Consider the following 20815-nt stretch of genomic DNA (forward strand, 5'->3'; position numbering starts at 1 on the left):
TTCTGTGCGTGACGGGCGCGGTGGCCGCGCTTACGTTGGGGAGGGTGAGCTTCGCAGCGGCGGACGGACAGGGCCCGGGCGACGGGCGGGGCACGGGCCCTGACCAGGGAGCCCAGGAGACCAGGACCGTACGGGGCACCCTGCCCCCGGGGTCGCCGGACTTCGTGTACGTACCGGTCGAGGTCCCGGCGGGCGTGCGGGAGATCGGGGTCGCCTACACCTACGACAGGCCGTCCGTCCCGGCCGGCACCCAGGGCAACGCCCTCGACATCGGCCTCTTCGACGAAGGCGGCACCGAACTCGGCGGTCCCGGCTTCCGGGGCTGGTCGGGCGGGGCACGCACGGAGTTCTTCGTCCGGGCGGACGACGCGACGCCGGGGTATGTGCCGGGGCCGGTGCGGCAGGGGACCTGGCATGTGGCCCTGGGCCCCTACACGGTGGCACCGCGGGGACTGTCGTACGAGCTGATGATCACTCTCACGTACGGCGACCCCGGCGAAACCCCGCGGCCGGTGTACCCGCCCTCGCGTGCGGCCGGACGGGGGCGTGCCTGGTACCGGGGTGACGGTCATCTCCACTCCTGGTACTCCGACGGGCGGCGCACGCCGGCGGAGATCGCGGCGCTCGCCCGCGCCGCCGGGCTGGACTTCATCAACTCCTCGGACCACAACACCCACTCCGCGCACCCGCACTGGGCCTCCGAGGCGGGCGACGACCTGCTGATCATGCTGGGCGAGGAGATCACCACGAGGAACGGCCATGTGGTCGCCCTCGGCACGGACCCCGGCACCTTCGTCGACTGGCGCTACCGGGCCCGGGACAACCGCTTCGGCCGTTTCGCCCGCCGGATCCGCCGGGCGGGCGGCCTGGTGGTCCCCGCCCATCCGCACGCCACGTGCATCGGCTGCGGCTGGAAGTTCGGGTTCGGGGAGGCGGACGCGGTGGAGGTGTGGAACGGCCCGTACACGCCCGACGACGAGGTGACCCTGGCCGAGTGGGACAACCAGCTGGTGGCGTCGGTGCGGGAGGGGCGCCGCTGGCTCCCCGCGACGGGCAACAGCGACGCCCACCGGGACCCGGATGTCGTGGGCCTCCCCCAGACGGTCGTCCTCGCCGACGACCTCACCCGGGAGGCGATCCAGGAGGGCATCCGGGCGGGGCGGTCGTATGTCGCCGAGTCGAAGGACGTGACGCTGTCGCTGGTGGCGACGGGGCCGCGCGGCGAGCACGCCGGCATCGGGGAACGCCTTGAGGTCGGCGCGGACACGCCGGTCACGGTCCGGGCGGAGGCATCGGGCGGGCCGCGCTGCACGATCCGCCTGGTCACGGACCAGGGGCTGCTGCTGACCGGCGATCCCCTGCCGGTGTCCGGCTCGGGGAGCGTGGAATGGCGTACGACGGCTTCGTACGCGGCCTATGTACGGGCCGAGTTGAGGCACGAGACGGCGGCGGGGGTGGTGCCGGGGGCGCTGGCGGGATTCACCAATCCGGTGTTTCTGGGGCGGGGACAGCCGCCCGGCCGGTCAGGTGCGGTCGTGGAGGGTGATCCGGTAGCCGTCGGGGTCGGCGAAGGTGAAGGTCCGGCCGAAGGGACCGTCGATCGGCGCGGAGACGATGGTGTGGGCGTCGGCGGCGAGCGCGTCGTGAATGGCCTGGACGTCGGTGGCGTGGAGCCAGATCGCGACGCCGATGCCGGGCTGGGCGACGGAGGCGAGGTCGGTGCCGGGGATGATGTCGCGCAGGGCGAACGCGATCGGCTTCGTCTCGAAGACGACGGCGTGCGGGGGTCCTGCCGGTGAGCGGACCAGGCCCAGGTACCGCTCGTAGAACGCCTGTGAGGCGTCGAGGTCGCGGACCTGGAGCGAGATGAAGTCGGGGCCGGTGGCGGGCATGGTGACGCTCCTTCTTTTCATGTCAGTTTTCTGACACGCCGCAAGCTATGTCAGAATACTGACATGAGTCAAGAAGGTGCTGGCATCGACCTGGAGACGTCACTGGGCTACCTGCTCAAAGAAGCGTCGAGCGCCCTGCGCGCGGCCATGGAGGAAGTCCTGCGGCCGCTCGGCATGAGCGTCACCCACTACTCCTGCCTGGAACTGCTGGCGCAGCGACCGGGCCTGTCGAACTCCGAGCTCGCCCGGGGTGCGTTCGTCACCCGGCAGACGATGAACGTGCTGCTCCAGGCCCTGGAACGCGACGGCTACGTGACCAGGCCCGAGCAGGCACCCGTCGGCAAGGCGCTGCCCACCCGGCTCACCCCCCGCGGCCGCCGAAGCCTCGACAAGGCCAGCGCGGCGGTCCGCTCCGTCGAAACCAGAATGCTGGCGTCCCTGACCGAGCCCGAACAGACCCAGGCCTTCCAGCTCCTGCAGAACATGATCCACTCCCTGCGCGGTGACAACGAGGGCGCACCGCCTCCAGCGGACTCAGAACGGTGAGTCGGCCAGGTCCGCCACCACCGCCGCGTGGTCCGAGGGCCAGCCGCCGTCCACCGGGCCGTCCCCCACCCGGCGGACGGCGCGGACGTGGCCGAGGCCGCTCGGGCCCGGTGGGGCCACGTGGACGTAGTCGATGTGGACGCCGGACGCGACCCCATCGTCCAGACCGGGCGCCGCCCACGCTGCTGCGCACTCGGCCGCTGCTGCCGCAAGCGGCCCTCGCCCCTGACGCTCGCCTACATCCACTCCGCGCGCTCAAGTCCGCGCTGGAGCACGCCGTCTTGCAGGAGGAGATCCCTCGCAACATCGCGCACAACGTCCGCACGCGAACACCCCGCCCGCGCCCGGTTCAACCCCTCACCGCCGACGAGGCCCGGCAGTTCCTCGCCGCCACCCAGGGACACCGGCTCACTGCGCTGTTCTAACTGACTCTCCGTACCGGGCTGCGCAGGGGTGAACTCCTCGGCCTGCGTCGGGAAGACCTCGACCTCGACGGAGGGACCGCCAGCATCCGCCGCGCACGGTGCGTCGGGGTGCGTCGAAGTACGCCGGCGCGCGTGGTTGTCGCCGTCACTACTGCCGTCAGAGGTCTAGACCATCATGGGGGGTTGGTCGTCGTGCAACCTATCCTTCGACTGACATCCGAGCTACCGTGGATGTCATGACTACGGCCTACGAGGACGTGCCCTTCAGTGAGCTGCTCCACCATCCCGCCGCGACCGCGCGCCGGCTCGACGCCGTCCGCGCGCTGCGGCTGCGGAGACGCGACGCGGGCGACCTGGCCCTCATGCGCGTCGACCAGATGGAGCGCGACGCCACCGTCGTGGACTTCACCTCCCGCCTGCTCGCCGGACTGGTCCGGACCGAGAACATCGGCGCCCTGCGCCAGGCGCTGCCCGAAGCCCTCCCGTGGAGCACCTTCCTGCCCGCCGAGGACGTCGACACCCTGCTCGCCGAGCTGGTCGACACGGCGCGCGGCGCGGTGGCCCTGGACAACCTCTCCCCGATCGCGCTCCTGCTCACCCAGTGGAGGCACAGCGCTGAGATCTACGCGGATCCCGCGCTGTACGCACTGCTGACCCGTGAGCCCGAGGGCGACCTGGGACCCGTCCCCGCACCCGGGGCCGCGGAGTGAGCCCGAAGCGCGGAGACCGGGCCGCGCCGCCCCCCACCGGCGACGAGTACGACCTCCGGTTCGCCAACAGCGAGGCCGCCGACGGCTGGGAACACCTGAGCCGCCAGGCACCGGGCAACCTGCGCCGCGCCTTCGAGAGGATCCGCGCCATGCCTCGCGCCGCCGACAACCCCGAGCGTCAGCACCGGCTCAAGGGCAAACTCGGCACCACCACCTACAAGGGGCAGACCCTGGAACGCTGGCAGTACGAAGTCACCGGCGGCGGACGCATCTGGTACCTGCTCGACGACGCCAACCGCACCGCCTGGATCTCCTACGCCGGCACCGGCCACCCCAAGGCCACGGACTGACGCACCGATGGACGGCTGCCAACCGCCCGACGGCGGGCCCGGCGACGCCCCTCAGCAGGCCCGCCCCTTCCCGTTGGACAGCCCGTTGGGTTATCCACCGGGACAACTTGCTGCGCCAGCAGCCCGGAGCTGGTCAGCCCTCCCGTCGGCTCGGCGTCCAATGGCGTCGAGTCAGTGGAAGTCGCCGGGTTCGGCGGTGGCGTAGTCGGTGGCGGTGCGGCGTGGAGTGACCCCCGAAATTCCGACACCTGGACGCTGGATGTTTCGTCATCCAGGGGAAGTGATCCATGGTGCGGAAGAACTACCCCGAAGAGTTCAAGCGGGACGCGGTGGACCTGGTGCGCTCCTCGACGGACCGTTCCCTCACAGACATCGCCCACGGTCTGGGCATCCATCTGGAGACCCTGCGAAAGTGGGTCCACGAGGACAAAGCCCGCGCCCGGGCGCCGGACGGCGGGGATGACGCCGACATGACCCCCGACGAGAAGGAAGAGCTCAAGCGCCTGCGGCGGGAGAACGCCCGGCTCAAGAAGGACAACGAGATCCTCCGGAAAGCCGCCGCCCATTTCGCACGGGAGACGACACGGTGATCCGCTTCCGTTTCGTCGACGAGCACCGGATCGCCCACGCGGTGAAGCGGATGTGCGATGTGCCGGGCTGGGACCGCTCCGGCTACTACCTCTGGCACAGCAACAAGGAGACGCGCCAGGCGAAGGCCGAGGCGGAGGAGGAGCTGGCCGGCCGGATCCGGGAGATCCACACGGAATGCCGGGGCGCCTACGGCGTCCGCCGGATCACCCAGAAGCTGCGTGGCCAGGGGTGCTTGATGAACCGGAAAAGGGTGGCCCGGGTCATGCGGGAGCGGGAGATCGTCGGAATAACACGACGGAAATCGCGGTCGCTGACGAAACAGGACCGTACGGCGCCGCCCTCGCCGGACCTGATTCTGCGGGACTTCACCGCGCCGATGCCCGGGCTGAAACGCTTGAATCCGGTCAGTACACGTCTCGCCAATTCCGGGAACTGCTGGCCGAGTTGGACATTCGACAGAGTACCGGCCGCACCGGTTCGTGCTTCGACTGTCAGCGCAGCCGCGGAGAGCTTCTTCGCGGTCCTGAAAGCAGAGATCGGCACCACGGCCTGGGGGACGCGAGCGGAGGCTCGACAGGACATCTTCCGGTGGATCGCGGAGCATTACAACCGGGAGCGCATCGACTCGACCATCGGCTACCTCACGCCGTACCAGGCCAGGGTCCGCTGCCATCAACGGCTGGACCTCGCGGCATAAAACGGAAGCGTCGGGACCCGAGGAGTCACTTCAGGCACCGGCGACACCCTCGCCAACCTCACCCTCACCCCCACCGACAGCACCGGACAAATGAGCATCTACAACAACAGCTCCGGCACAGCCAACTTCATCGTCGACTGCAGCGGCTACTACACGTGAGCAACGTCGTCCCACGAAGCCGCAGGTCCGGCCTCTTGGTCCGACCTGCGGCTTCGGCCCCTTGCTCCAAAGTGACATCCACAGGAGTGCGCAAGAAGGGGAGGCAGAGCCAGCGGCGGCCTGTGATCTCGGGAGTTCCTGCCCAAGATCCGACGCCCTCGAAATCGTGCTCGGCTCAGTCCACCACCTGTGGATCACGGAAGTAGTAGACGACCGTCACCCCCATTCCCGGGGTGTGCGTGTACACGACCGTGATTGCCTCGGCGGTGTCATGTGCCAGGGGGGTCGTGTACGTGTATTCCACGGACGGCGGCCGCCAGCCAGGGACCTCGCGGCCCGCCGCGGGATCGCGTGCGATGACTTCGAGCGCATCCCGTACGACATCCCGCTCCTCCTCCGTCAGACCGCCGAACGCCTTCCTGGCGAGTTCGGCCTCCTCCAGCGGGACCTCGTTCACTCGCCGCCGCCCCCCGCGCGGGCGTTTTCCAGGGCCGTCATGATCTCGGGCGAGTTCCTGATCAGGACCCGGTGCCGGTAGGCGCGGACCACGGCTGCGGCGGCCGCGAAGTCGTCGGTCAGGGATGCTCCTATGGCCGCCGCCAGCTCCTCCTCGAAGCGCTCCCGATCGCCCGGGAAGCCGTAGCGGCTCAGCGCACTGCGTAGATCGTCCACGGTCCGGATCTCCGGCAGCGGCATAGCTTCCCAGCCGTGCTCGGGCTGTGCGCTCATGATCTGCTCCTGCCGACGGGACCACGCTCCGCCTCCCAGTATGGCGCGGGTCACCACGCTGCCGCCCCGCTTCCGCACTCCGCCCACAACAGCTTGCCGCCCTTCGAAGCGCCCAGCTCGCGCGGCACCGAGGAGCCCCAGGCGTCCGCACAGGCCCGTACCAGGCGCAGGCCGCGGCCGTGCTCGGCGTCCGGCGGGGGTTGTGGGGCGGTGGTGGCGCTCACGAAGGCCTGCGGGACGCGCGGGTCCGTGTCCCAGACCGCCACCCGTACCCGGCCGGGTTCCGTCGACAGGAGGCGCAGGATGTACGGGCCCTCGGTGTGAGAGTGCGCGTTCGCCAGCAACTCGGCCGCGAGCAGCTCCGCTGTGGGGGTGAGTTCGGGCATCTCGTGCGCGGCCAGAATCAGCCGTAGGGCGCCCCTGGCGATCCCCGGTGCGCGTGGATCGTGCGGGAGATGCAGGGTGTAGTTCCAGGACGGGGATACGGTGGCCAACGGAAGTCTCCGATCACAGAGGGGAGTTGGACGGGTGCGTGCCGTCTCCGCATGACGATAGAGGGGCGGCAAATTACATTTGCGCAATCCAGAGATAATTCGCCTTGTTTCACTCTTGTGAGTGACTCGCTGATGGAACGCACGTCCAAGAGGAGCGCACACATGCCTGCCAGACCTGCGCTGACAGCACGTCGTCTGCGCATCGCCGTGGAGCTGCGCAAGATGCGCGAGCGCTCGGGCATGACGGCGACGGAGGCCGCGCGCACACTCGGCACGAGCCAAGGCCAGCTGAGCAATGTGGAGTCCGGCCGGTTCGGGGTGAGCCCGGAACGCATCCGGGCGTTGGCCGGCATCTACTCCTGCTCGGACCAGGCCTTCGTCGAGGCCCTGATCAGCATGGCCACCGACAGGACACTCGGCTGGTGGGAGTCGTACCGCGAGGTCCTCCCGGCGGGACTCCTCGACCTCGCCGAACTGGAACATCACGCCACCGCCATGCGCACCGCGTACACCTCCCATATGCCGGGGCTGCTCCAGACCGCCGATCACGCACGCGAGATCTTCCGTCACGTGATCCCCGCGCCCACGCCCCCCGAGGTCGAGCACCGTGTCTCACACCGGATCAAACGCCAGGGACTCCTGTACGGCACAGGCCCCACGCCCTACCGCACGACCGTGCACGAGGCGGCGCTGCACATGCGCGTCGGCGGCCGGAACGTGGCACGCGCGCAACTGCGGCATCTGCTCGACATGAGCGAACAGGAACACGTCACGATCCGCGTGCTGCCGTTCGACGTCGGTGCCTTTCCCGGCTCGGGGCAGTCGATCAACTACCTGTACGGGCCCGTGCCTCAGCTGGACACCGCGCAACTCGACCAGTTCCACGGCCCGGTCCTGCTGGACGCCGAGGCCCTGCTGGAGAAGTACCGGAACCTGCTCGACAGCGTGGAATCCAGCGCTCTCAGCCCCGAGAAGTCACGGGACCTCATCCACACCATCGCCCAGAACCTGTAGGAGCCGACATGACCCCGTACCGCTGGCACAAGTCGTCCCACTGCCAGGAAGGCGACGCCTGCGTCCACATATCCACCTCCCCCACCGCCGTCCACCTCACAGACAACGACCCGCCCCACACCATCCTCACCGTCACCCCCGCCGCCTTCACCGCCCTGCTCGACCTGCTGAAGTCATCCGCCGTGCGCTGAATCTGTCAGGTCGGCCACCACCGCCGCATGATCCGAGGGCCAGGTGCCGTCCACCGGGGTGTCTCCCACGCGGCGGACGGTGCGGATGCGGGCCGGTGGGGCGACCCGGACGTGCGGGTTCGCGGGGTCCCAGGTGGCGGCGAGCCGTGGGGTCGGCGTACTCCCAGGCGTCCACGTCACCACGCGCATCGGCCGCCCCGCCGTCTCTCGCCGGGGCAAGGTGAGAGACATTGAAGACCACCGTCGGCGCGACACGACAGGAGTCCCGGAGAGCATGACGACCCGCCCCGTTCACTCGGAGACCAAGTACCGGCTGGCCACCGCGTTCCAGCGTCGGCTCAACCCGTTGATGCGGCGTCTTCCGCTGCAGACCGTCCTGGAGACGACGGGCCGTACCTCGGGCCTGCCCCGGCGCACACCGGTCGGTGGGCGTCGGGTCGGGGACTCGTTCTGGCTGGTGTCGGAGTTCGGGGAGCGTTCGCAGTACGTGCGCAACATCCGGGCCGACCCGCGGGTGCGGGTCCGGCTGCGCGGGCGGTGGCACACCGGGACGGCCCATCTGCTGCCGGACGACGACCCCGTCGCCCGGCTGCGGAAGCTCCGGTCACTGAACAGTGTGGCCGTACGGACGATCGGGGCGGGGCTGCTGACGGTGCGGGTGGATCTCGACGGCTGACGCCTACAGGGTGTCCGCCGCCGCCCGCTCCCCCGCCGGGCGCCTGCGCAGGGCCGGCTCGGTGAGGGCCGGCGGCTGCCATACGCCGTCCGCCCGGTAGAGGTCGGTCCCTGGGGCCACGATCTCGTCGATGCGGTCGAGGGTCGCGTCGTCGAGCAGCAGGTCCGCTCCCGCGAGCAGGGAGGTGAGCTGGTCCATGGTGCGCGGCCCGATGATGACCGAAGTGACGGCCGGGTGGACCAGGGGGAAGGCGACGGCGAGTTCGGGCAGGGTGCAGCCCAGTTCCTCGGCCAGAGCGATCAGTTGCTCCACGGCCGCGAACTTCGCCGGGTTGCCCGGAGCGTCCGGGTCGAAGCGGTGCGGGGTGAGCTTGGCGCGGCCGGTGGTGAGGTCGACGGGGCGGCCCGCGCGGTAGGCGCCGGAGAGGAAGCCCGAGGCCAGTGGGGACCAGGTCAGCACACCCATGCCCAGACGCAGCGCGGTGGGCAGCACGGCGCGTTCGATGCCACGCGCGAGGATCGAGTACGGCGGCTGCTCCGTGCGCATCCGCATCAGTCCGCGCCGCTCCGCCACATGGTGGGCCTCGACGAGCTCCTCGGCGGGGAACGTGGAGCAGCCGAACGCCCGGATCTTGCCCGCCCGCACCAGGTCGGTGAGGACGGACAGCGTCTCCTCGATGTCGGTGGTGTGGTCGGGGCGGTGCACCTGGTAGACGTCGATCCAGTCGGTGTCCAGGCGCCGCAGACTGTCCTCGACGGCCCGGACGATCCAGCGCCGCGAGTTCCCGCTGCGGTTGCGGCCCTCGCCCATCGGGAAGTGCACCTTCGTGGCGAGTACGACGTCGTCGCGCCGCCCCTTCAGCGCCTTGCCGACGATCTCCTCGCACTCACCGGCCGAGTACATGTCGGCGGTGTCCACGAAGTTGACGCCGGCGTCGAGCGCGGCATGGATGATCCGCGCGCCGTCCTCGTGGTCGGGGTTGCCGACGGCACCGAACATCATCGTGCCGAGGCAGTGGGTACTGACCTCGATGCCGGTCTTGCCGAGGACGCGGTAGCGCATGCCGGTACTCCATCGCAGGCGGGGCAGGGGCGGGGGTGACTCGGAAGCGTCAGCCTAGGACTTGGAGCGCACTTCACCGCAAGCCCGTTCACCGACATCCCGCTCGACCGGCCCCCCACTCACCCCGGCCAGACGATCGCCTGCACCTCGCTGTACGCGTGCAGCGCGTACACCCCGACGTCCCGCCCCACCCCGCTCTTCTTGAACCCCCCGAACGGAGCCTCCATGTTCCGCCCCACGGTGTTGATCCCCACCCCGCCGGCCCGCAGCCGCCGCGCCACCCGGAAGGCACGGGCCACATCCGCCGACCAGACGTAGTCGATGAGGCCGTAGTCGCTGTCGTTGGCGAGGGCGATCCCCTCTTCCTCCTCCTCGAAGGGGACGACCACGACCACCGGGCCGAAGATCTCCTCCCGGGCCACCCTCATGTCGGGGCGGCAGTCGGCGAGGAGGGTGGGGGCGACGTAGAAGCCCTCGTCGTACGACGGCCGTTCGCCGCCCGCGACCACCACCGCGCCCTCCTTGCGGCCCAGTTCGACATACGACTCCACCCGCTCCCGGTGGGCCGCCGAGATCACCGGGCCGACGACCGTGTCCGGCTCCCGGGGATCGCCGACCTTCAACCGGCCCGCGTACCCGGCCAGTTGCTCGACGAGACGGTCGTACACGCCCCGCTGCGCCAGCACCCGTGTGGGCGCCGTGCAGATCTGCCCGCTGTAGAAGGAGAAGGTCGTCCCGATCCCGGCCACGGCCGAGCCGATGTCCGCGTCGTCGAGGACGACCGCCGCGCCCTTGCCGCCCAGCTCCATCAACTGCCGTTTCAGGGACCGCCCGCAGACCTCGCCGATGCGCCGGCCGACCGCCGTCGAGCCGGTGAAGCTCACCATGTCGACGTCGGGTGAGGCGACCGCCGTCTCCCCGACCTCCACCGACTGACCGGAGACGACGTTCACGACCCCCGGTGGGACGCCCGCCGCCTCCAGGGCCTCGGCCATCCGGTAGACGGAGAGGGGGTCCTGCGGGGCCGGCTTCACGACCACCGTGTTGCCCATCGCCAGGGCGGGCGCGATCTTGCCCGCCGGATTGGCCCACGGGTTGTTGTACGAGGTGACGCAGGTGACGACCCCGACCGGCTGGCGGACGGCCAGCGCGCCCATGATCCCGGCCTTCCCCATCGGTCCGGCCTCGTTGATCTGCGGCGGGATCGCCCACTCGGCGGGCTCCACGCGCGCGTACCGCCGGAAGCGGGCCGCACCGACCCCGACCTGCATCGCCCGTGCCGTCCCGGTCGTCGCCCCGGTCTCCGCCTGCGCCAGCTCCGCGTACGGCACGAAGTGCCCGGCGATGATCTCCGCCGCCCGCCCCAGCACCGCCGCCCGCTCCTCGGGCGAGGTCCTCGACCACGGCCCGAAGGCCTCGCGGGCCGCGGCGCAGGCCGCGTGCACCTGATCCCGCGAGGCCTCCGGAGCCCACCCGACGGTCTTCTCGGTCGCCGGGTCGACGACGGCGTAGTGCCCGCCGTCCGGCTCCACCCACCGCCCGCCGACGAACAGCCGCTGCCCGTCGGCGCCTTCGGTCGTCGCGGTCACCTGGTGCTCACCGTTTGGGTGTCCCGCCCGGAGCGCAGCACCTTCCCGGGGACCGCCCCGCTCACCACGTCGTCACGGATCGCCTCGACCCCGTTGACCCAGACGGCCCGTACCCCGATCGCCTTGGCGTCCAGCCGTGGACTGTCACCCGGCAGGTCGTGCACCAGGGTGGCCGTACCCGCGTCGATCCGCTCCGGGTCGAAGAGCACCAGATCCGCATGGAAGCCCTCCTGCACCCGGCCCCGTTCCCGCAGGCCGAACAGCCGCGCCGGATCGTCGGTCAGCATCTTCACCGCCTGCTCCAGACCGACCAGCTTGCGGCGGCGCAGACAGTCCCCGAGGAAACGGGTGGTGTACGGCGCCCCGCACATCCGGTCCAGATGCGCCCCGGCGTCGGACCCGCCGAGCAGCACGTCCTCGTGCTGCCAGGTCTCCGCGCGCAGCGCCCAGGAGGCGGGGTCGTTGTCGGTGGGCATGGGCCACAGGACCGTACGCAGTTCGTCGGCGGCGCAGATCTCCACCAGGCACTGGAACGGGTCCTGCCCCCGCTCCGCCGCGATGTCCCGCACCACCCGCCCGCTCAGGCCGCGGTTGGCCTCGCTGTAGGTGTCCCCGATGACATACCGCCCGAAGTCCGCGAGCCGCCGGAAGACGCCCGCCTCCTTGGACTCGGCGCGCCGCAGCATCTCGGCGCGCACGGCCGGGTCCTTCAGCCGCGCGATGCGATCCGGCACCGGAAGCCCCAGGATCGGGCCCCAGCCGGGTATCAGGTTCAGCGCGCAGAAGGTGCCCAGCGACATGTTCATCGGCGTGAGGATCGGCATGGTCAGCGCGACGACCCGGCCGCCGGCCTTCCGCGCCTGCTCGCTCGCCTGCAGCTGCCGGGGCACGCGCTCGGGGACGGAGGCGTCGATGGTGAGCACGTTCCAGTTCAGCGGCCGGCCGGCCGCGGCGCTCATCTCCGCGAGCAGTTCGATCTCGGCGTCGCTGAACTGGTCCAGGCACCCGGCGACGATCGCCTCGATCTGCGTCCCCTCGTGCTCCCCCACGGCCCGCGACAGCGCCAGCAGCTCCGCCGGTTTCGCGTGCCGGGACGCCACCGGCTGCCCGTCACCGTCCGAGTGGGTCGAGGACTGCGTGGTGGAGAACCCCCAGGCCCCGGCGTCCATGGCCTCGTGCAACAGCCTTACGATCTCGCCCAGTTGCTGTTCACTGGGCTGCCCCCCGACCGCGTCCGGCCCCATGACGTGCCGCCGCAGGGCGCAATGGCCCACCATGAAACCGGCGTTGACCGCGATCCGCCCCTCAAGGGCATCCAGATACTCCCCGAAGGACCGCCAACTCCACGGCGCGCCCTCCTCCAACGCCACCAACGACATCCCCTCGACCTTGGACATCATCCGCCGCGTGTAGTCGGCGTCGTCAGGGCGGGCGGGATTCAGGGGCGCCAGGGTGAACCCGCAGTTCCCGGCGGCGACGGTCGTGACCCCGTGGTTGAGGGAGGGCGTCGCATACGGATCCCAGAACAACTGGGCGTCGTAGTGCGTGTGAGGATCGACGAACCCGGGCGCGAGCACGAGCCCCGAGGCGTCCTCGCGCGTGAGCGATTCCTCGTCGACCAGACCGATGGCGGCGATACGCCCGTCCCTTATTCCGACGTCGGCAGTGAAGGCGGGCGCGCCGGTCCCATCGACGACAGTCGCGCCGCTGATGACGTGATCAAGCATGCGATGACTCCTTGAGATGCGCGGAGGCCTACCTACCCAGGGGCGCGGGGCTGTATCGATTTGCGGCTCCGCCGCGTGGGCGCGACCAGCCACAACGCACCCGCACCCCGCGACGGCGATCAACCAGCCGCCCGGAACCGGGACGTCCGATGCACAGGATCCGTATCGATCTTCGGAATCACATGCTCCCCGATCAACCGAATCGTCTGCAGCGTCTCCTCCTTCGGCACCCCCACCGGCAGCCCGAAGCTCAACTGGTCCGCCCCGGCCTGCTCCCACCGCTTGCACTGCGTGAACACCTCGTCCGGGTCACCGCAGATCAGCAGCTCCTCCTCGATCAGCAGCTCCACGAACTCCGGCGTGTACTCCGGCAGCGTCTCCGGCCACACCGGGAACCCCTCGGGACGGGGGAACGTGTCGTGGTACCGGAACACCAGCGAGGGCAGATAGTGCAGCCCCCCGTGCACCGCGATGTCGATCGCCTCCGCGTGCGTCGGCGCGCAGATCGCCGTGGTGGTCACCATCACGTTGTCGTTGACGAAGTCCCCGACCGGTTCGGCGTTCACGACCGCGGTCTTGTACTGCTCCAGCACCCACTCCATGTCGGAGACCTTCTGGATGCTGAACCCCAGCACCCCGAGCCCCTTCTTCGCGGCCATCGCGTACGACGGCGGCGACCCGGCCGCGTACCACATCGCGGGGTGCGACTTGCCGTAGGGCTTGGGCAGGACCTTGCGGGGCGGCAGCTGCCAGAACTTGCCCTGGAAGCCGACGTACTCGTCCTGCAGCCACATCTTGGGGAACTCGGCGATGGTCTCTTCCCAGATCTCCTTGGTGTAGTTCATGTCGGTCACCCCGGGGATGAACCCGAGGATCTCGTGGGAGCCGGCCCCGCGGCCGGAGCCGAACTCGAAGCGGCCCTCGCTGAGGTGGTCGAGCATGGCGACCTTCTCGGCCACCTTCACGGGGTGGTTGACCTGGGCGAGCGGGTTGAAGATCCCGGAGCCCAGGTGGATGCGCTCGGTGGCGTGCGCCAGGTAGCCCAGGAACACGTCGTTCGCGGAGAGGTGCGAGTACTCCTCCAGGAAGTGGTGCTCGGAAGCCCACGCGTACTTGAAGCCCGACTTGTCCGCCTGGATGACGTACTCGGTCTCCTCCATCAGCGCCTTGTGCTCGGCGAGCGGGTCGGTCTCGCCCCGCTTGCCCACGTATCCCTGTACAAAGAGCCCGAATTCCACGGCGGTTCACCATCCCAAGACAAGTGGGTCTGCTGAGTCATACGACTTTCTGACGTACCGTCAGAAAGGTCAATAGTTGACGGCCCGTCAGATGATGCTGACCCCCGCCAGCCAGCCGCCGTCGATGACGAAGGGCTGTCCCGTGATGTACGAGGAGTCGTCCGACGTCAGGAACAGCGCGAGCCGCGCCACCTCCTCCGGCTTCCCGATCCGCCCGAGCGGCACGAGCTTGCGGTACAGCTCGTCCAGGGCCCGCCCGGTCTCCGCCGCGTCGGCGTCCGGGTCCAGCTGGGCCGGATTCGACATCGCGGTGTCGATGGCGCCGGGGCACATCGCGTTGACCCGGATGCGCCGGTCGGCGAGCTCCAGGGCGGCGACCCGGGTGAGGCCGAGGATGGCGTGCTTGGTGGCGGCGTAGGTGCCGACGGCCGCCATGCCCGTCACGGCCGTGTAGGACGCGGTGTTGACGATCGTGCCGCCGTCCTCCATGGCCGGCGCGACGGACTTGACGCCCAGGAAGCAGCCGACCTGGTTGACCCGCACGACCTGCATGAACTCGTCGAGGGGCGTGTCGACCAGGGAGTTGAAGCGCAGGATGCCGGCGTTGTTGACCAGCCCGTCGATGCGGCCGTAGGCGTTCTTGACGGTGCTCACCGCCGACCGCCACTGCTCCTCCTCACCGACGTCGAGATGGACGTACCGCCCGCCGATCTCCTTGGCGAGGGCCTCCCCCTGCTCGTCGAGCACGTCCGCGACGACGACCTCGGCCCCCTCCGCTCTGAACAGGCGGGCCTCCTGCTCCCCCTGTCCCCGGGCCGCCCCGGTGACGATCACGACACGTCCGTCCAGCTTGCCCATGCGGTGACTCCTTATGAGGGATCAGAGGTGGGGGGCTATCTCCGCGCCGAACGCGGCCATCTGGTCGGTGAGTTCGGCACGGTCCCGGCAGCGGAAGCGCACCTGGATCTGGTGCACGCCCATGGCGCGGTAGGCGCGGAGCGACTCGGCGATCTCGTCCGCCGTACCGGTGAGGGTGCGGCGCCCCACCTCCCAGGTGGGGGTGCCCAGGTGGAGCGGTTCGGTGATGGCGCCGACGGTCAGCGGGTCCGCGACACCGGCCTCCGCGCGCAGCCGCCCGAGCCTGGCGATCTGGTCGGGCAGTCGGTCCCGTGGGTCTCCCTGTGGCAGCCAGCCGTCGCCCTTCAGCGCGGCCCGGCGCACGGCGGCGGGCGAGGAGCCGCCGACCCAGAGCGGGACGTGCCGCTGGACCGGCCGGGGACGCTGGCCCAGGCCCTCGAAGTCGTAGAGCTTGCCGTGGTGTTCGGGGAACTCCTCGGGGCCGAGGGCCGCCCGCAGCGCGTCGATCGTCTCGTCGAGCACGGCCCCGCGGTGCTCGAAGTCCACGCCGAGCGCCTCGAACTCCTCCTGGACATGCCCGGCTCCGACGCCGAGGACCAGCCGTCCGCCGCTCAGCCGGTCGAGCGTGGCGTACTGCTTGGCGGTCAGCAGCGGGTGGCGCAGCCCCACGACCGCGACATGGCTCAGCAGCCGTACCCGCTCGGTCACCCCCGCCAGGAAGGCGAGGGTGGCGACGGGGTCGTACCAGACCGTGCTCATCGCGGCGGCGAGGCGGCGCGGTACGGCGACGTGGTCGCAGCTCGCGATGTAGTCGAAGCCGGACCGGTCGGCGACCCGGGCGATCGCGGCGAGGTCGTCCGGGCCGGCGGCGGCCTCCCAGGGCTCGGCGTAGATCGTGCTCTGGGACTGGACGGGCAGCTGCATGCCGTAGGGCAGGGGCGCGGTCATGGCCGCCAGAGCCCTTCGGGGGTCAGGCCCAGCAGGTCGATGGCGTTCCCGCGGACGATCCGCTCCACCACCTCCGGCTCCAGATGCCCCATCTGCGCCTCGCCGACCTCGCGGGACTTGGGCCAGGTGGAGTCGGAGTGCGGGTAGTCGGTCTCGTACAGGACGTTGGCGAGGCCGATCGAGTCGAGGTTCCTCAGCCCGAAGGCGTCGTCGAAGAAGCAGCCGTAGACATGCTCGGCGAAGAGTTCGGACGGCGGGCGGTGCACCTTGTCGGCGACGCCGCCCCAGCCCCGGTTCTCCTCCCAGACGACGTCGGCGCGCTCCAGGATGTACGGGATCCAGCCGATCTGGCCCTCCGCGTACATGACCTTGAGGTTCGGGAAGCGCTCGAACTTGCCGCTCATCAGCCAGTCGACCATCGAGAAGCAGCAGTTGGCGAAGGTGATGGTGGAACCGACCGCGGGCGGCGCGTCCTTGGACGTCGAGGGCATCCGGCTGCTGGATCCGATGTGCATCGCGATGACCGTGCCGGTCTCGTCGCAGGCGGCGAGGAAGGGGTCCCAGTCGTCGGAGTGGACGGAGGGCAGACCGAGGTGCGGGGGTATCTCGGAGAAGGCGACGGCCCGCACGCCCCGGGCGGCGTTGCGCCGGACCTCGGCGGCGGCCAGCTCGGCGTCCCAGAGCGGGATGAGGGTGAGGGGGATCAGGCGCCCCCGGGCGTCCGGGCCGCACCACTCCTCCACCATCCAGTCGTTGTAGGCCTGGACGCACAGCAGCCCCAGCTCGTGGTCCTGGGCCTCGGTGAAGGTCTGGCCGCAGAAGCGCGGGAAGGTGGGGAAGCAGACGGCGGACTGGACGTGGTTGACGTCCATGTCGGCGAGGCGCTGCGGAACGTCGTAGGAGCCGGGGCGCATCTGCTCGTAGGTGATGACCTCCAGCTTGATCTCGTCCCTGCTGTAGCCCACGGCGGTGTCGAGCCGGGTGAGGGGGCGCTGGAGGCCCTCGTACAGCCACCAGTCACCCAGGGGACCGTCGTCTCCCGGCGCCCCCATGACCGGGCGGAAACGGCCGCCGAGGAAGCTGATCTCCTTCAGCGGGGCACGGACCACGCGGGGGCCCACGTCCGCGTACTTCTTGGGGAGCCGGTCCTGCCAGACGTGGGCGGGCTCCACGGTGTGGTCGTCCACGGAGATGATCTGAGGGAACGTCAGGTCGGTGTCCATGCCGCTCACGGTAGCGCCGATCTGACGGTCCGTCAGCTCCCTGGCCGGGGGTTGCCCGGCGGGCGGAAGAGGTGAAGGCTCTGTGACATACCGCGCGTCTGGCTGTGACCGTCCCCTCCACAGCTGACGCAACCGCCATGGACAGGGCAAACTGGCGGGGTTGCTCACTGTGTCTAGGGGGACGGCGATGGTCGACCGTGTACCGCGGGTGCCCGAGCAGAGGCGTGCGGCCTCCGCCCCGGAGCCGGCGGCCCTGCGCTTCGGCGTGCTCGGTCCGGTGCGTGCCCGGCGCGGGGACGAGTCGCTGAGCACCGGCTCTCCGCAGCAACGCGCCCTGCTGGCCGCCCTGCTGCTGCGCGAGGGCCGCACCGCCACCGCGGGCGAGCTGATCGACGCCCTCTGGGGCGAGGAGCCGCCCTCGCAGGCGCTGGCGGCGGTCCGCACGTACGCCTCCCGGCTGCGCAAGGTCCTGGACCCCGGCGTCCTGGTGAGCGAGTCCGGCGGCTACGCCATCCGCGGCCTGGGCGAGGGCGCCTTCGACCTGGCGGTCGCGCACGACCTGGCCGCGGAGGCGGAGAAGGCGAGGAGCGCCGGGGACCTCGGCCATGCCCGCGAGGTGCTCGGGCGGGCGCTGGCCCTGTGGGACGGCGAGACGCTGGCGGGCGTACCGGGCCCGTACGCGGAGGCACAGCGGGTCCGCCTGGAGGAATGGCGGCTCCAACTGCTGGAATCGCGGCTCGACATGGACCTGGAGCAGGGCTGTCACGCGGAGGCGGTGTCCGAGCTCACCGCCCTGACCGCCGCCCACCCGCTGCGCGAGCGCCTCCGCGAACTGCTCATGCTGGCGCTGTACCGCAGCGGCCGGCAGGCGGAGGCCCTGGCCGTCTACGCCGACACCCGGCGCCTGCTCGCCGACGAGCTCGGCGTGGACCCGCGCCCGGGCCTGAGCGAGCTGCAGCAGCGCATCCTCCAGGCCGACCCCGGCCTCGCGGAGCCGTCGGCACCGGTGGCGGAACCGGCCCTCGTACAGGTCCGCCCCGCCCAGCTCCCGGCCACCGTCCCGGACTTCACCGGCCGCGCCGCCTTCGTCCGCGAACTCGGCGAGGTCCTCTCCTCGGCCGAGGGCCGGGTGATGGCCGTGTCGGCGCTGGCGGGCATCGGCGGTGTCGGCAAGACGACCCTCGCCGTGCATGTGGCGCACCAGGCCCGATCGGCCTTCCCGGACGGGCAGTTGTACGTCGACCTCCAGGGAGCGGGATCGCGGGCGGCCGAGCCGGAGACGGTACTGGGGTCCTTCCTGCGCGCCCTCGGCACGGCCGACTCGGCGATCCCCGACTCCCTGGAGGAGCGGTCGGCGCTGTTCAGGTCCGTCCTGGACGGCCGCCGGGTCCTGGTCCTGCTGGACAACGCCAGGGACGCGGCCCAGATACGTCCGCTGCTGCCGGGGACTGAGGGGTGCGCGGCGCTGGTGACGTCCCGGGTGCGCATGGTCGACCTGGCCGGGGCCCATCTGGTGGACCTGGACGTGATGTCCCCCGACGAGGCGCTGTCGCTGTTCACGAAGATCGTGGGCGAGGAGCGGGTGGCCGCCGAGCGCGAGGCGGCGCTCGACGTCGTGGCGGCGTGCGGCTTCCTTCCCCTGGCGATCCGGATCGCCGCGTCCCGCCTCGCGGCCCGCCGCACCTGGACGGTCTCGGTCCTGGCGGCCAAGCTCGCGGACGAACGGCGCAGGCTGGACGAACTGCAGGCCGGTGACCTGGCGGTGAAGGCCACCTTCGAACTCGGCTACGGCCAGCTGGAGCCCGCCCAGGCACGGGCGTTCCGTCTGCTGGGCCTGGCGGACGGGCCGGACATCTCCCTCCCCGCGGCCGCGGCGGTGCTCGACCTCCCGGCGGAGGAGACCGAGGAGCTGCTGGAGAGCCTCGTCGACACCTCGCTCCTGGAGTCGGCGGCACCGGGCCGCTACCGCTACCACGACCTCGTACGCCTCTACGCGCGTGCGTGCGCGGAACGGGACGAGTGGCCGCCCAGCGAGCGGACGGCGGCGCTCTCGCGGCTGCTGGACTTCTATCTGGCCACCGCGGCGGGCGTGTACACGATCGAACGGCCCGGCGATCCGCTGGCCGACCACCTGGAGACGGACCCGGCGGCCGGTCTGACCTTCGCGGACCGCCAGGCCGCCTGGGACTGGCTGTACGCGGAGGCGGTCCCGCTGCTCGCGTGCGTACGGCAGTCGGCCGAGGGAGCCACCCTGCGGCGGGCCGTGGACCTGCTGTGGGCCTCGGTCGACCTCACCGAGTCCGGCGCCAACTCCAGGGAGTACGACACGGTCGCCGCCCTGCTGTGCGAGGCCGCACGCGCCGCGTCGGACCTCCGGGCGGAGGGGCGGGCCTGTGTGGTGCTGAGCAACGCCCGTATCTTCTCCGGCCTGTTCGAGCCGGCGTATCTGCAGGCGAAGGAGGCGTTCCGGCTCGCCGAGTCCGCCGGCGACCCCCTGGCCGCCAGCTGGGCGGCGAACCTCCTCGGCAACATCGCCTTCTACCAGAGCCGCCACGAGGACGCCGAACGGTATCTGGACCAGGCCATGGAGCGGTTCCGTCGGTGCGGTGACCTGGCGGGGGCCGCGACGGCCCTGTGCAACCTCTCCCGTATCCATCTGGCGACCGGCCGCGCGGACAGCGCGGTCACCCTGGCCCGCCAGGGCACCGAGGTCTACGACTCCCTCGGCCACTCCCTGCGGACCGCGAACGGGCGCTACGCCCTCGGTATGGCGCTCGGCAAGACCGGTCGGCACACCGAGGCGACCGAGCAGCTGGAGGAGGCGCTCCGGGTCTTCCGGGACAGCCGCCAGCGCCTCTGGGAGGGCATGGCCCTGTGCCGGCTCGCCGAGGTCGAACTGGAGGCCCGCAAGCCGGCCCTGGCGGCGAGCAACGCCGAGATGGCGCTGACCGTGCTGCGGGACATCGGCGGCGACTGGCGCAGGGGCAACGTGCTCACCGTCCTCGGCAGGGCGCTCCACGGCATCGGCCACTCCCGCCGGGCCCAGGTCTGCTGGCAGGAGGCCCTGGACATCTACGTCGCCCTCCAGGCGCCGGAGGCCGCCACGGTCCGGGCGCTGCTCACTCCGGTCGCGGCGGCGTAGGGCCCGTCGGCGGGGCTCCCGCCGGGGGCGTTCATCATTCGTTTATCGCCGCCCGGCAGTCTCTTGCGTACCGGGTCCGTCGCGTCGGGGGGCAGACGGACCGCGGGGGAGGTCGCCACGCTAGCGATCTAGAGTGGGCGGCTCATGTGGCCCGTCCGGACATCCTCGGGGGAATGACCGGACGGGCCACCCATCGCTTGCAGGAAAACACAGGGGAAGGCAACAGCATGAGCGACACCAGCAGTGGCGAGACGGTCGTGAAGCCGGACAACACCCACATCACGGACGCCGAGGCCGGCACCGAGGTGAAGCCGCTCAACACGCACATCACCGAGGTCGGGGACATCGAGGCCGCGAGCGACGACGACGGCGAGGCGACCCCGGACAACACCCACATCACGTCCGACCCCAGCTAGACGTTCCACCCGCACCCAGACGTTCCACCCGCACGGGGATCGGCGGCCGCGAGCTTCAACAGCGCACGGCGGAGCAGCTGTTCAAGGTGCTCGGCGAGCTCAAGGGCGGGGCGATGAAGTTCGGCCAGGCCCTGTCCG

The 20815-nt window shown here is 70.8% G+C and carries 21 protein-coding genes and 4 pseudogenes; 12 read left to right on the forward strand and 13 right to left on the reverse strand.

The genetic code is table 11. The features are described from left to right. Positions 1–2 precede the first annotated feature (2 nt). Positions 3–1502, forward strand: a pseudogene (locus tag ABZT17_RS23110) (CehA/McbA family metallohydrolase); the annotation flags it as partial. A 21-nt stretch (positions 1503–1523) separates the two neighbouring features. Here ABZT17_RS23110 and ABZT17_RS23115 read toward each other — a convergent pair. Then, positions 1524–1892, reverse strand: coding sequence for a VOC family protein (locus ABZT17_RS23115; protein ID WP_356351477.1), 369 nt, complete (start codon positions 1890–1892; stop codon positions 1524–1526). Between the two features lie 63 nt (positions 1893–1955). Between ABZT17_RS23115 and ABZT17_RS23120 the strand changes: the two genes are divergently transcribed. Continuing rightward, positions 1956–2438 carry a MarR family transcriptional regulator gene (locus ABZT17_RS23120; protein WP_356351456.1) on the forward strand — a complete coding sequence of 161 codons (483 nt, stop codon included), beginning with the start codon at positions 1956–1958 and terminating at the stop codon, positions 2436–2438. Here the strand turns inward: ABZT17_RS23120 and ABZT17_RS23125 are convergent. Then, positions 2427–2579: pseudogene (locus ABZT17_RS23125) on the reverse strand (endonuclease); the annotation flags it as partial. The gene ABZT17_RS23120 and the pseudogene ABZT17_RS23125 sit on opposite strands and share 12 nt — an antisense overlap. Before the next feature lie 33 nt (positions 2580–2612). On the opposite strand from ABZT17_RS23125, the pseudogene ABZT17_RS23130 reads away from it, so the two are divergent. The 5 genes and pseudogenes from ABZT17_RS23130 to ABZT17_RS23150 all read left to right on the forward strand — a co-directional run. After that, positions 2613–2956: pseudogene (locus ABZT17_RS23130) on the forward strand (tyrosine-type recombinase/integrase); the annotation flags it as partial. A 143-nt stretch (positions 2957–3099) separates the two neighbouring features. Continuing rightward, positions 3100–3573 carry a hypothetical protein gene (locus ABZT17_RS23135; RefSeq protein WP_356351457.1) on the forward strand — a complete coding sequence of 158 codons (474 nt, stop codon included), beginning with the start codon at positions 3100–3102 and terminating at the stop codon, positions 3571–3573. After that, positions 3570–3923, forward strand: a complete 354-nt coding sequence (locus tag ABZT17_RS23140; protein WP_356351458.1) for a hypothetical protein — start codon at positions 3570–3572, stop codon at positions 3921–3923. The genes ABZT17_RS23135 and ABZT17_RS23140 overlap by 4 nt, the downstream gene beginning before the upstream one ends. A 287-nt stretch (positions 3924–4210) precedes the next feature. Further along, positions 4211–4513, forward strand: coding sequence for a transposase (locus ABZT17_RS23145; protein WP_356351459.1), 303 nt, complete (start codon positions 4211–4213; stop codon positions 4511–4513). Continuing rightward, positions 4510–5211, forward strand: a complete 702-nt coding sequence (locus ABZT17_RS23150) for an IS3 family transposase (protein WP_356351460.1) — start codon at positions 4510–4512, stop codon at positions 5209–5211. Before ABZT17_RS23145 ends, ABZT17_RS23150 begins: the two co-directional genes overlap by 4 nt. Before the next feature lie 334 nt (positions 5212–5545). Here the strand turns inward: ABZT17_RS23150 and ABZT17_RS23155 are convergent, their stop codons facing one another. From ABZT17_RS23155 to ABZT17_RS23165, 3 genes are read right to left on the reverse strand one after another with little or no spacing between them, the layout of a single operon-like run. Then, a complete protein-coding gene (locus ABZT17_RS23155) occupies positions 5546–5827 on the reverse strand; it encodes a hypothetical protein (protein ID WP_356351461.1) in 282 nt (93 codons plus the stop codon). Beyond that, entirely contained in the window at positions 5824–6099 is a 276-nt protein-coding gene (locus tag ABZT17_RS23160) for a hypothetical protein (protein ID WP_356351462.1), read from the reverse strand. Before ABZT17_RS23160 ends, ABZT17_RS23155 begins: the two co-directional genes overlap by 4 nt. A gap of 50 nt (positions 6100–6149) precedes the next feature. Beyond that, entirely contained in the window at positions 6150–6593 is a 444-nt protein-coding gene (locus tag ABZT17_RS23165; RefSeq protein WP_356351463.1) for an ATP-binding protein, read from the reverse strand. 162 nt (positions 6594–6755) lie between these two features. Here ABZT17_RS23165 and ABZT17_RS23170 point away from each other — a divergent pair, with 162 nt between their 5' ends. Together ABZT17_RS23170 and ABZT17_RS23175 are read left to right on the forward strand one after the other, a co-directional pair. Further along, entirely contained in the window at positions 6756–7607 is an 852-nt protein-coding gene (locus ABZT17_RS23170; protein ID WP_356351464.1) for a helix-turn-helix transcriptional regulator, read from the forward strand. Between the two features lie 8 nt (positions 7608–7615). After that, positions 7616–7798: a DUF397 domain-containing protein gene (locus tag ABZT17_RS23175; protein WP_356351465.1), complete on the forward strand. Its 183-nt coding sequence runs from the start codon at positions 7616–7618 to the stop codon at positions 7796–7798. Here the strand turns inward: ABZT17_RS23175 and ABZT17_RS23180 are convergent. After that, positions 7781–7973: pseudogene (locus ABZT17_RS23180) on the reverse strand (endonuclease); the annotation flags it as partial. The gene ABZT17_RS23175 and the pseudogene ABZT17_RS23180 overlap by 18 nt on opposite strands. Before the next feature lie 99 nt (positions 7974–8072). On the opposite strand from ABZT17_RS23180, the gene ABZT17_RS23185 reads away from it, so the two are divergent. Further along, complete coding sequence (locus ABZT17_RS23185; RefSeq protein ID WP_356351466.1) at positions 8073–8474, forward strand: nitroreductase/quinone reductase family protein; 402 nt, start codon at positions 8073–8075, stop codon at positions 8472–8474. A 3-nt stretch (positions 8475–8477) separates the two neighbouring features. On the opposite strand, the gene ABZT17_RS23190 is transcribed toward ABZT17_RS23185, so the two are convergent. From ABZT17_RS23190 to ABZT17_RS23220, 7 genes are all read right to left on the reverse strand, one after another. Beyond that, complete coding sequence (locus tag ABZT17_RS23190; RefSeq protein WP_356351467.1) at positions 8478–9536, reverse strand: aldo/keto reductase; 1059 nt, start codon at positions 9534–9536, stop codon at positions 8478–8480. Positions 9537–9655: 119 nt separating this feature from the next. Further along, positions 9656–11125, reverse strand: a complete 1470-nt coding sequence (locus ABZT17_RS23195; protein WP_356351468.1) for an aldehyde dehydrogenase family protein — start codon at positions 11123–11125, stop codon at positions 9656–9658. Continuing rightward, positions 11122–12852: a D-aminoacylase gene (locus ABZT17_RS23200; RefSeq protein WP_356351469.1), complete on the reverse strand. Its 1731-nt coding sequence runs from the start codon at positions 12850–12852 to the stop codon at positions 11122–11124. Before ABZT17_RS23200 ends, ABZT17_RS23195 begins: the two co-directional genes overlap by 4 nt. Positions 12853–12971: 119 nt before the next feature. Further along, entirely contained in the window at positions 12972–14090 is a 1119-nt protein-coding gene (locus ABZT17_RS23205) for an LLM class flavin-dependent oxidoreductase (protein WP_356351470.1), read from the reverse strand. An 87-nt stretch (positions 14091–14177) separates the two neighbouring features. Beyond that, a complete protein-coding gene (locus ABZT17_RS23210) occupies positions 14178–14948 on the reverse strand; it encodes an SDR family oxidoreductase (RefSeq protein ID WP_356351471.1) in 771 nt (256 codons plus the stop codon). A 21-nt stretch (positions 14949–14969) separates the two neighbouring features. After that, positions 14970–15896 (reverse strand): LLM class F420-dependent oxidoreductase, encoded by a 927-nt coding sequence (locus ABZT17_RS23215; RefSeq protein WP_356351472.1) that lies wholly within the window; start codon positions 15894–15896, stop codon positions 14970–14972. Beyond that, positions 15893–17119 carry an amidohydrolase family protein gene (locus ABZT17_RS23220; RefSeq protein WP_356351473.1) on the reverse strand — a complete coding sequence of 409 codons (1227 nt, stop codon included), beginning with the start codon at positions 17117–17119 and terminating at the stop codon, positions 15893–15895. Before ABZT17_RS23220 ends, ABZT17_RS23215 begins: the two co-directional genes overlap by 4 nt. 187 nt (positions 17120–17306) lie before the next feature. Here ABZT17_RS23220 and ABZT17_RS23225 point away from each other — a divergent pair, with 187 nt between their 5' ends. Together ABZT17_RS23225 and ABZT17_RS23230 are read left to right on the forward strand one after the other, a co-directional pair. Then, entirely contained in the window at positions 17307–20261 is a 2955-nt protein-coding gene (locus tag ABZT17_RS23225; RefSeq protein ID WP_356351474.1) for a BTAD domain-containing putative transcriptional regulator, read from the forward strand. 227 nt (positions 20262–20488) lie between these two features. Then, complete coding sequence (locus ABZT17_RS23230) at positions 20489–20677, forward strand: hypothetical protein (protein WP_356351478.1); 189 nt, start codon at positions 20489–20491, stop codon at positions 20675–20677. Positions 20678–20815: the final 138 nt, after the last annotated feature.

Origin of the sequence: Streptomyces sp. NPDC005648 (genome assembly GCF_040605395.1) — a bacterium.
In the GTDB taxonomy this organism is placed as follows: Bacteria; Actinomycetota; Actinomycetes; order Streptomycetales; family Streptomycetaceae; genus Streptomyces.

Coding starts and splice junctions, on each gene's coding strand:
- ABZT17_RS23200 (WP_356351469.1), bottom strand. CDS start 12,852: ATGCTTGATCACGTCATCAGCGGCGCGACTGTCGTCGATGGGACCGGC.
- ABZT17_RS23120 (WP_356351456.1), top strand. CDS start 1,956: ATGAGTCAAGAAGGTGCTGGCATCGACCTGGAGACGTCACTGGGCTAC.
- ABZT17_RS23185 (WP_356351466.1), top strand. CDS start 8,073: ATGACGACCCGCCCCGTTCACTCGGAGACCAAGTACCGGCTGGCCACC.
- ABZT17_RS23190 (WP_356351467.1), bottom strand. CDS start 9,536: ATGCGCTACCGCGTCCTCGGCAAGACCGGCATCGAGGTCAGTACCCAC.
- ABZT17_RS23115 (WP_356351477.1), bottom strand. CDS start 1,892: ATGCCCGCCACCGGCCCCGACTTCATCTCGCTCCAGGTCCGCGACCTC.
- ABZT17_RS23220 (WP_356351473.1), bottom strand. CDS start 17,119: ATGGACACCGACCTGACGTTCCCTCAGATCATCTCCGTGGACGACCAC.
- ABZT17_RS23225 (WP_356351474.1), top strand. CDS start 17,307: ATGGTCGACCGTGTACCGCGGGTGCCCGAGCAGAGGCGTGCGGCCTCC.
- ABZT17_RS23210 (WP_356351471.1), bottom strand. CDS start 14,948: ATGGGCAAGCTGGACGGACGTGTCGTGATCGTCACCGGGGCGGCCCGG.
- ABZT17_RS23175 (WP_356351465.1), top strand. CDS start 7,616: ATGACCCCGTACCGCTGGCACAAGTCGTCCCACTGCCAGGAAGGCGAC.
- ABZT17_RS23230 (WP_356351478.1), top strand. CDS start 20,489: ATGAGCGACACCAGCAGTGGCGAGACGGTCGTGAAGCCGGACAACACC.
- ABZT17_RS23135 (WP_356351457.1), top strand. CDS start 3,100: ATGACTACGGCCTACGAGGACGTGCCCTTCAGTGAGCTGCTCCACCAT.
- ABZT17_RS23170 (WP_356351464.1), top strand. CDS start 6,756: ATGCCTGCCAGACCTGCGCTGACAGCACGTCGTCTGCGCATCGCCGTG.
- ABZT17_RS23160 (WP_356351462.1), bottom strand. CDS start 6,099: ATGAGCGCACAGCCCGAGCACGGCTGGGAAGCTATGCCGCTGCCGGAG.
- ABZT17_RS23215 (WP_356351472.1), bottom strand. CDS start 15,896: ATGACCGCGCCCCTGCCCTACGGCATGCAGCTGCCCGTCCAGTCCCAG.
- ABZT17_RS23145 (WP_356351459.1), top strand. CDS start 4,211: ATGGTGCGGAAGAACTACCCCGAAGAGTTCAAGCGGGACGCGGTGGAC.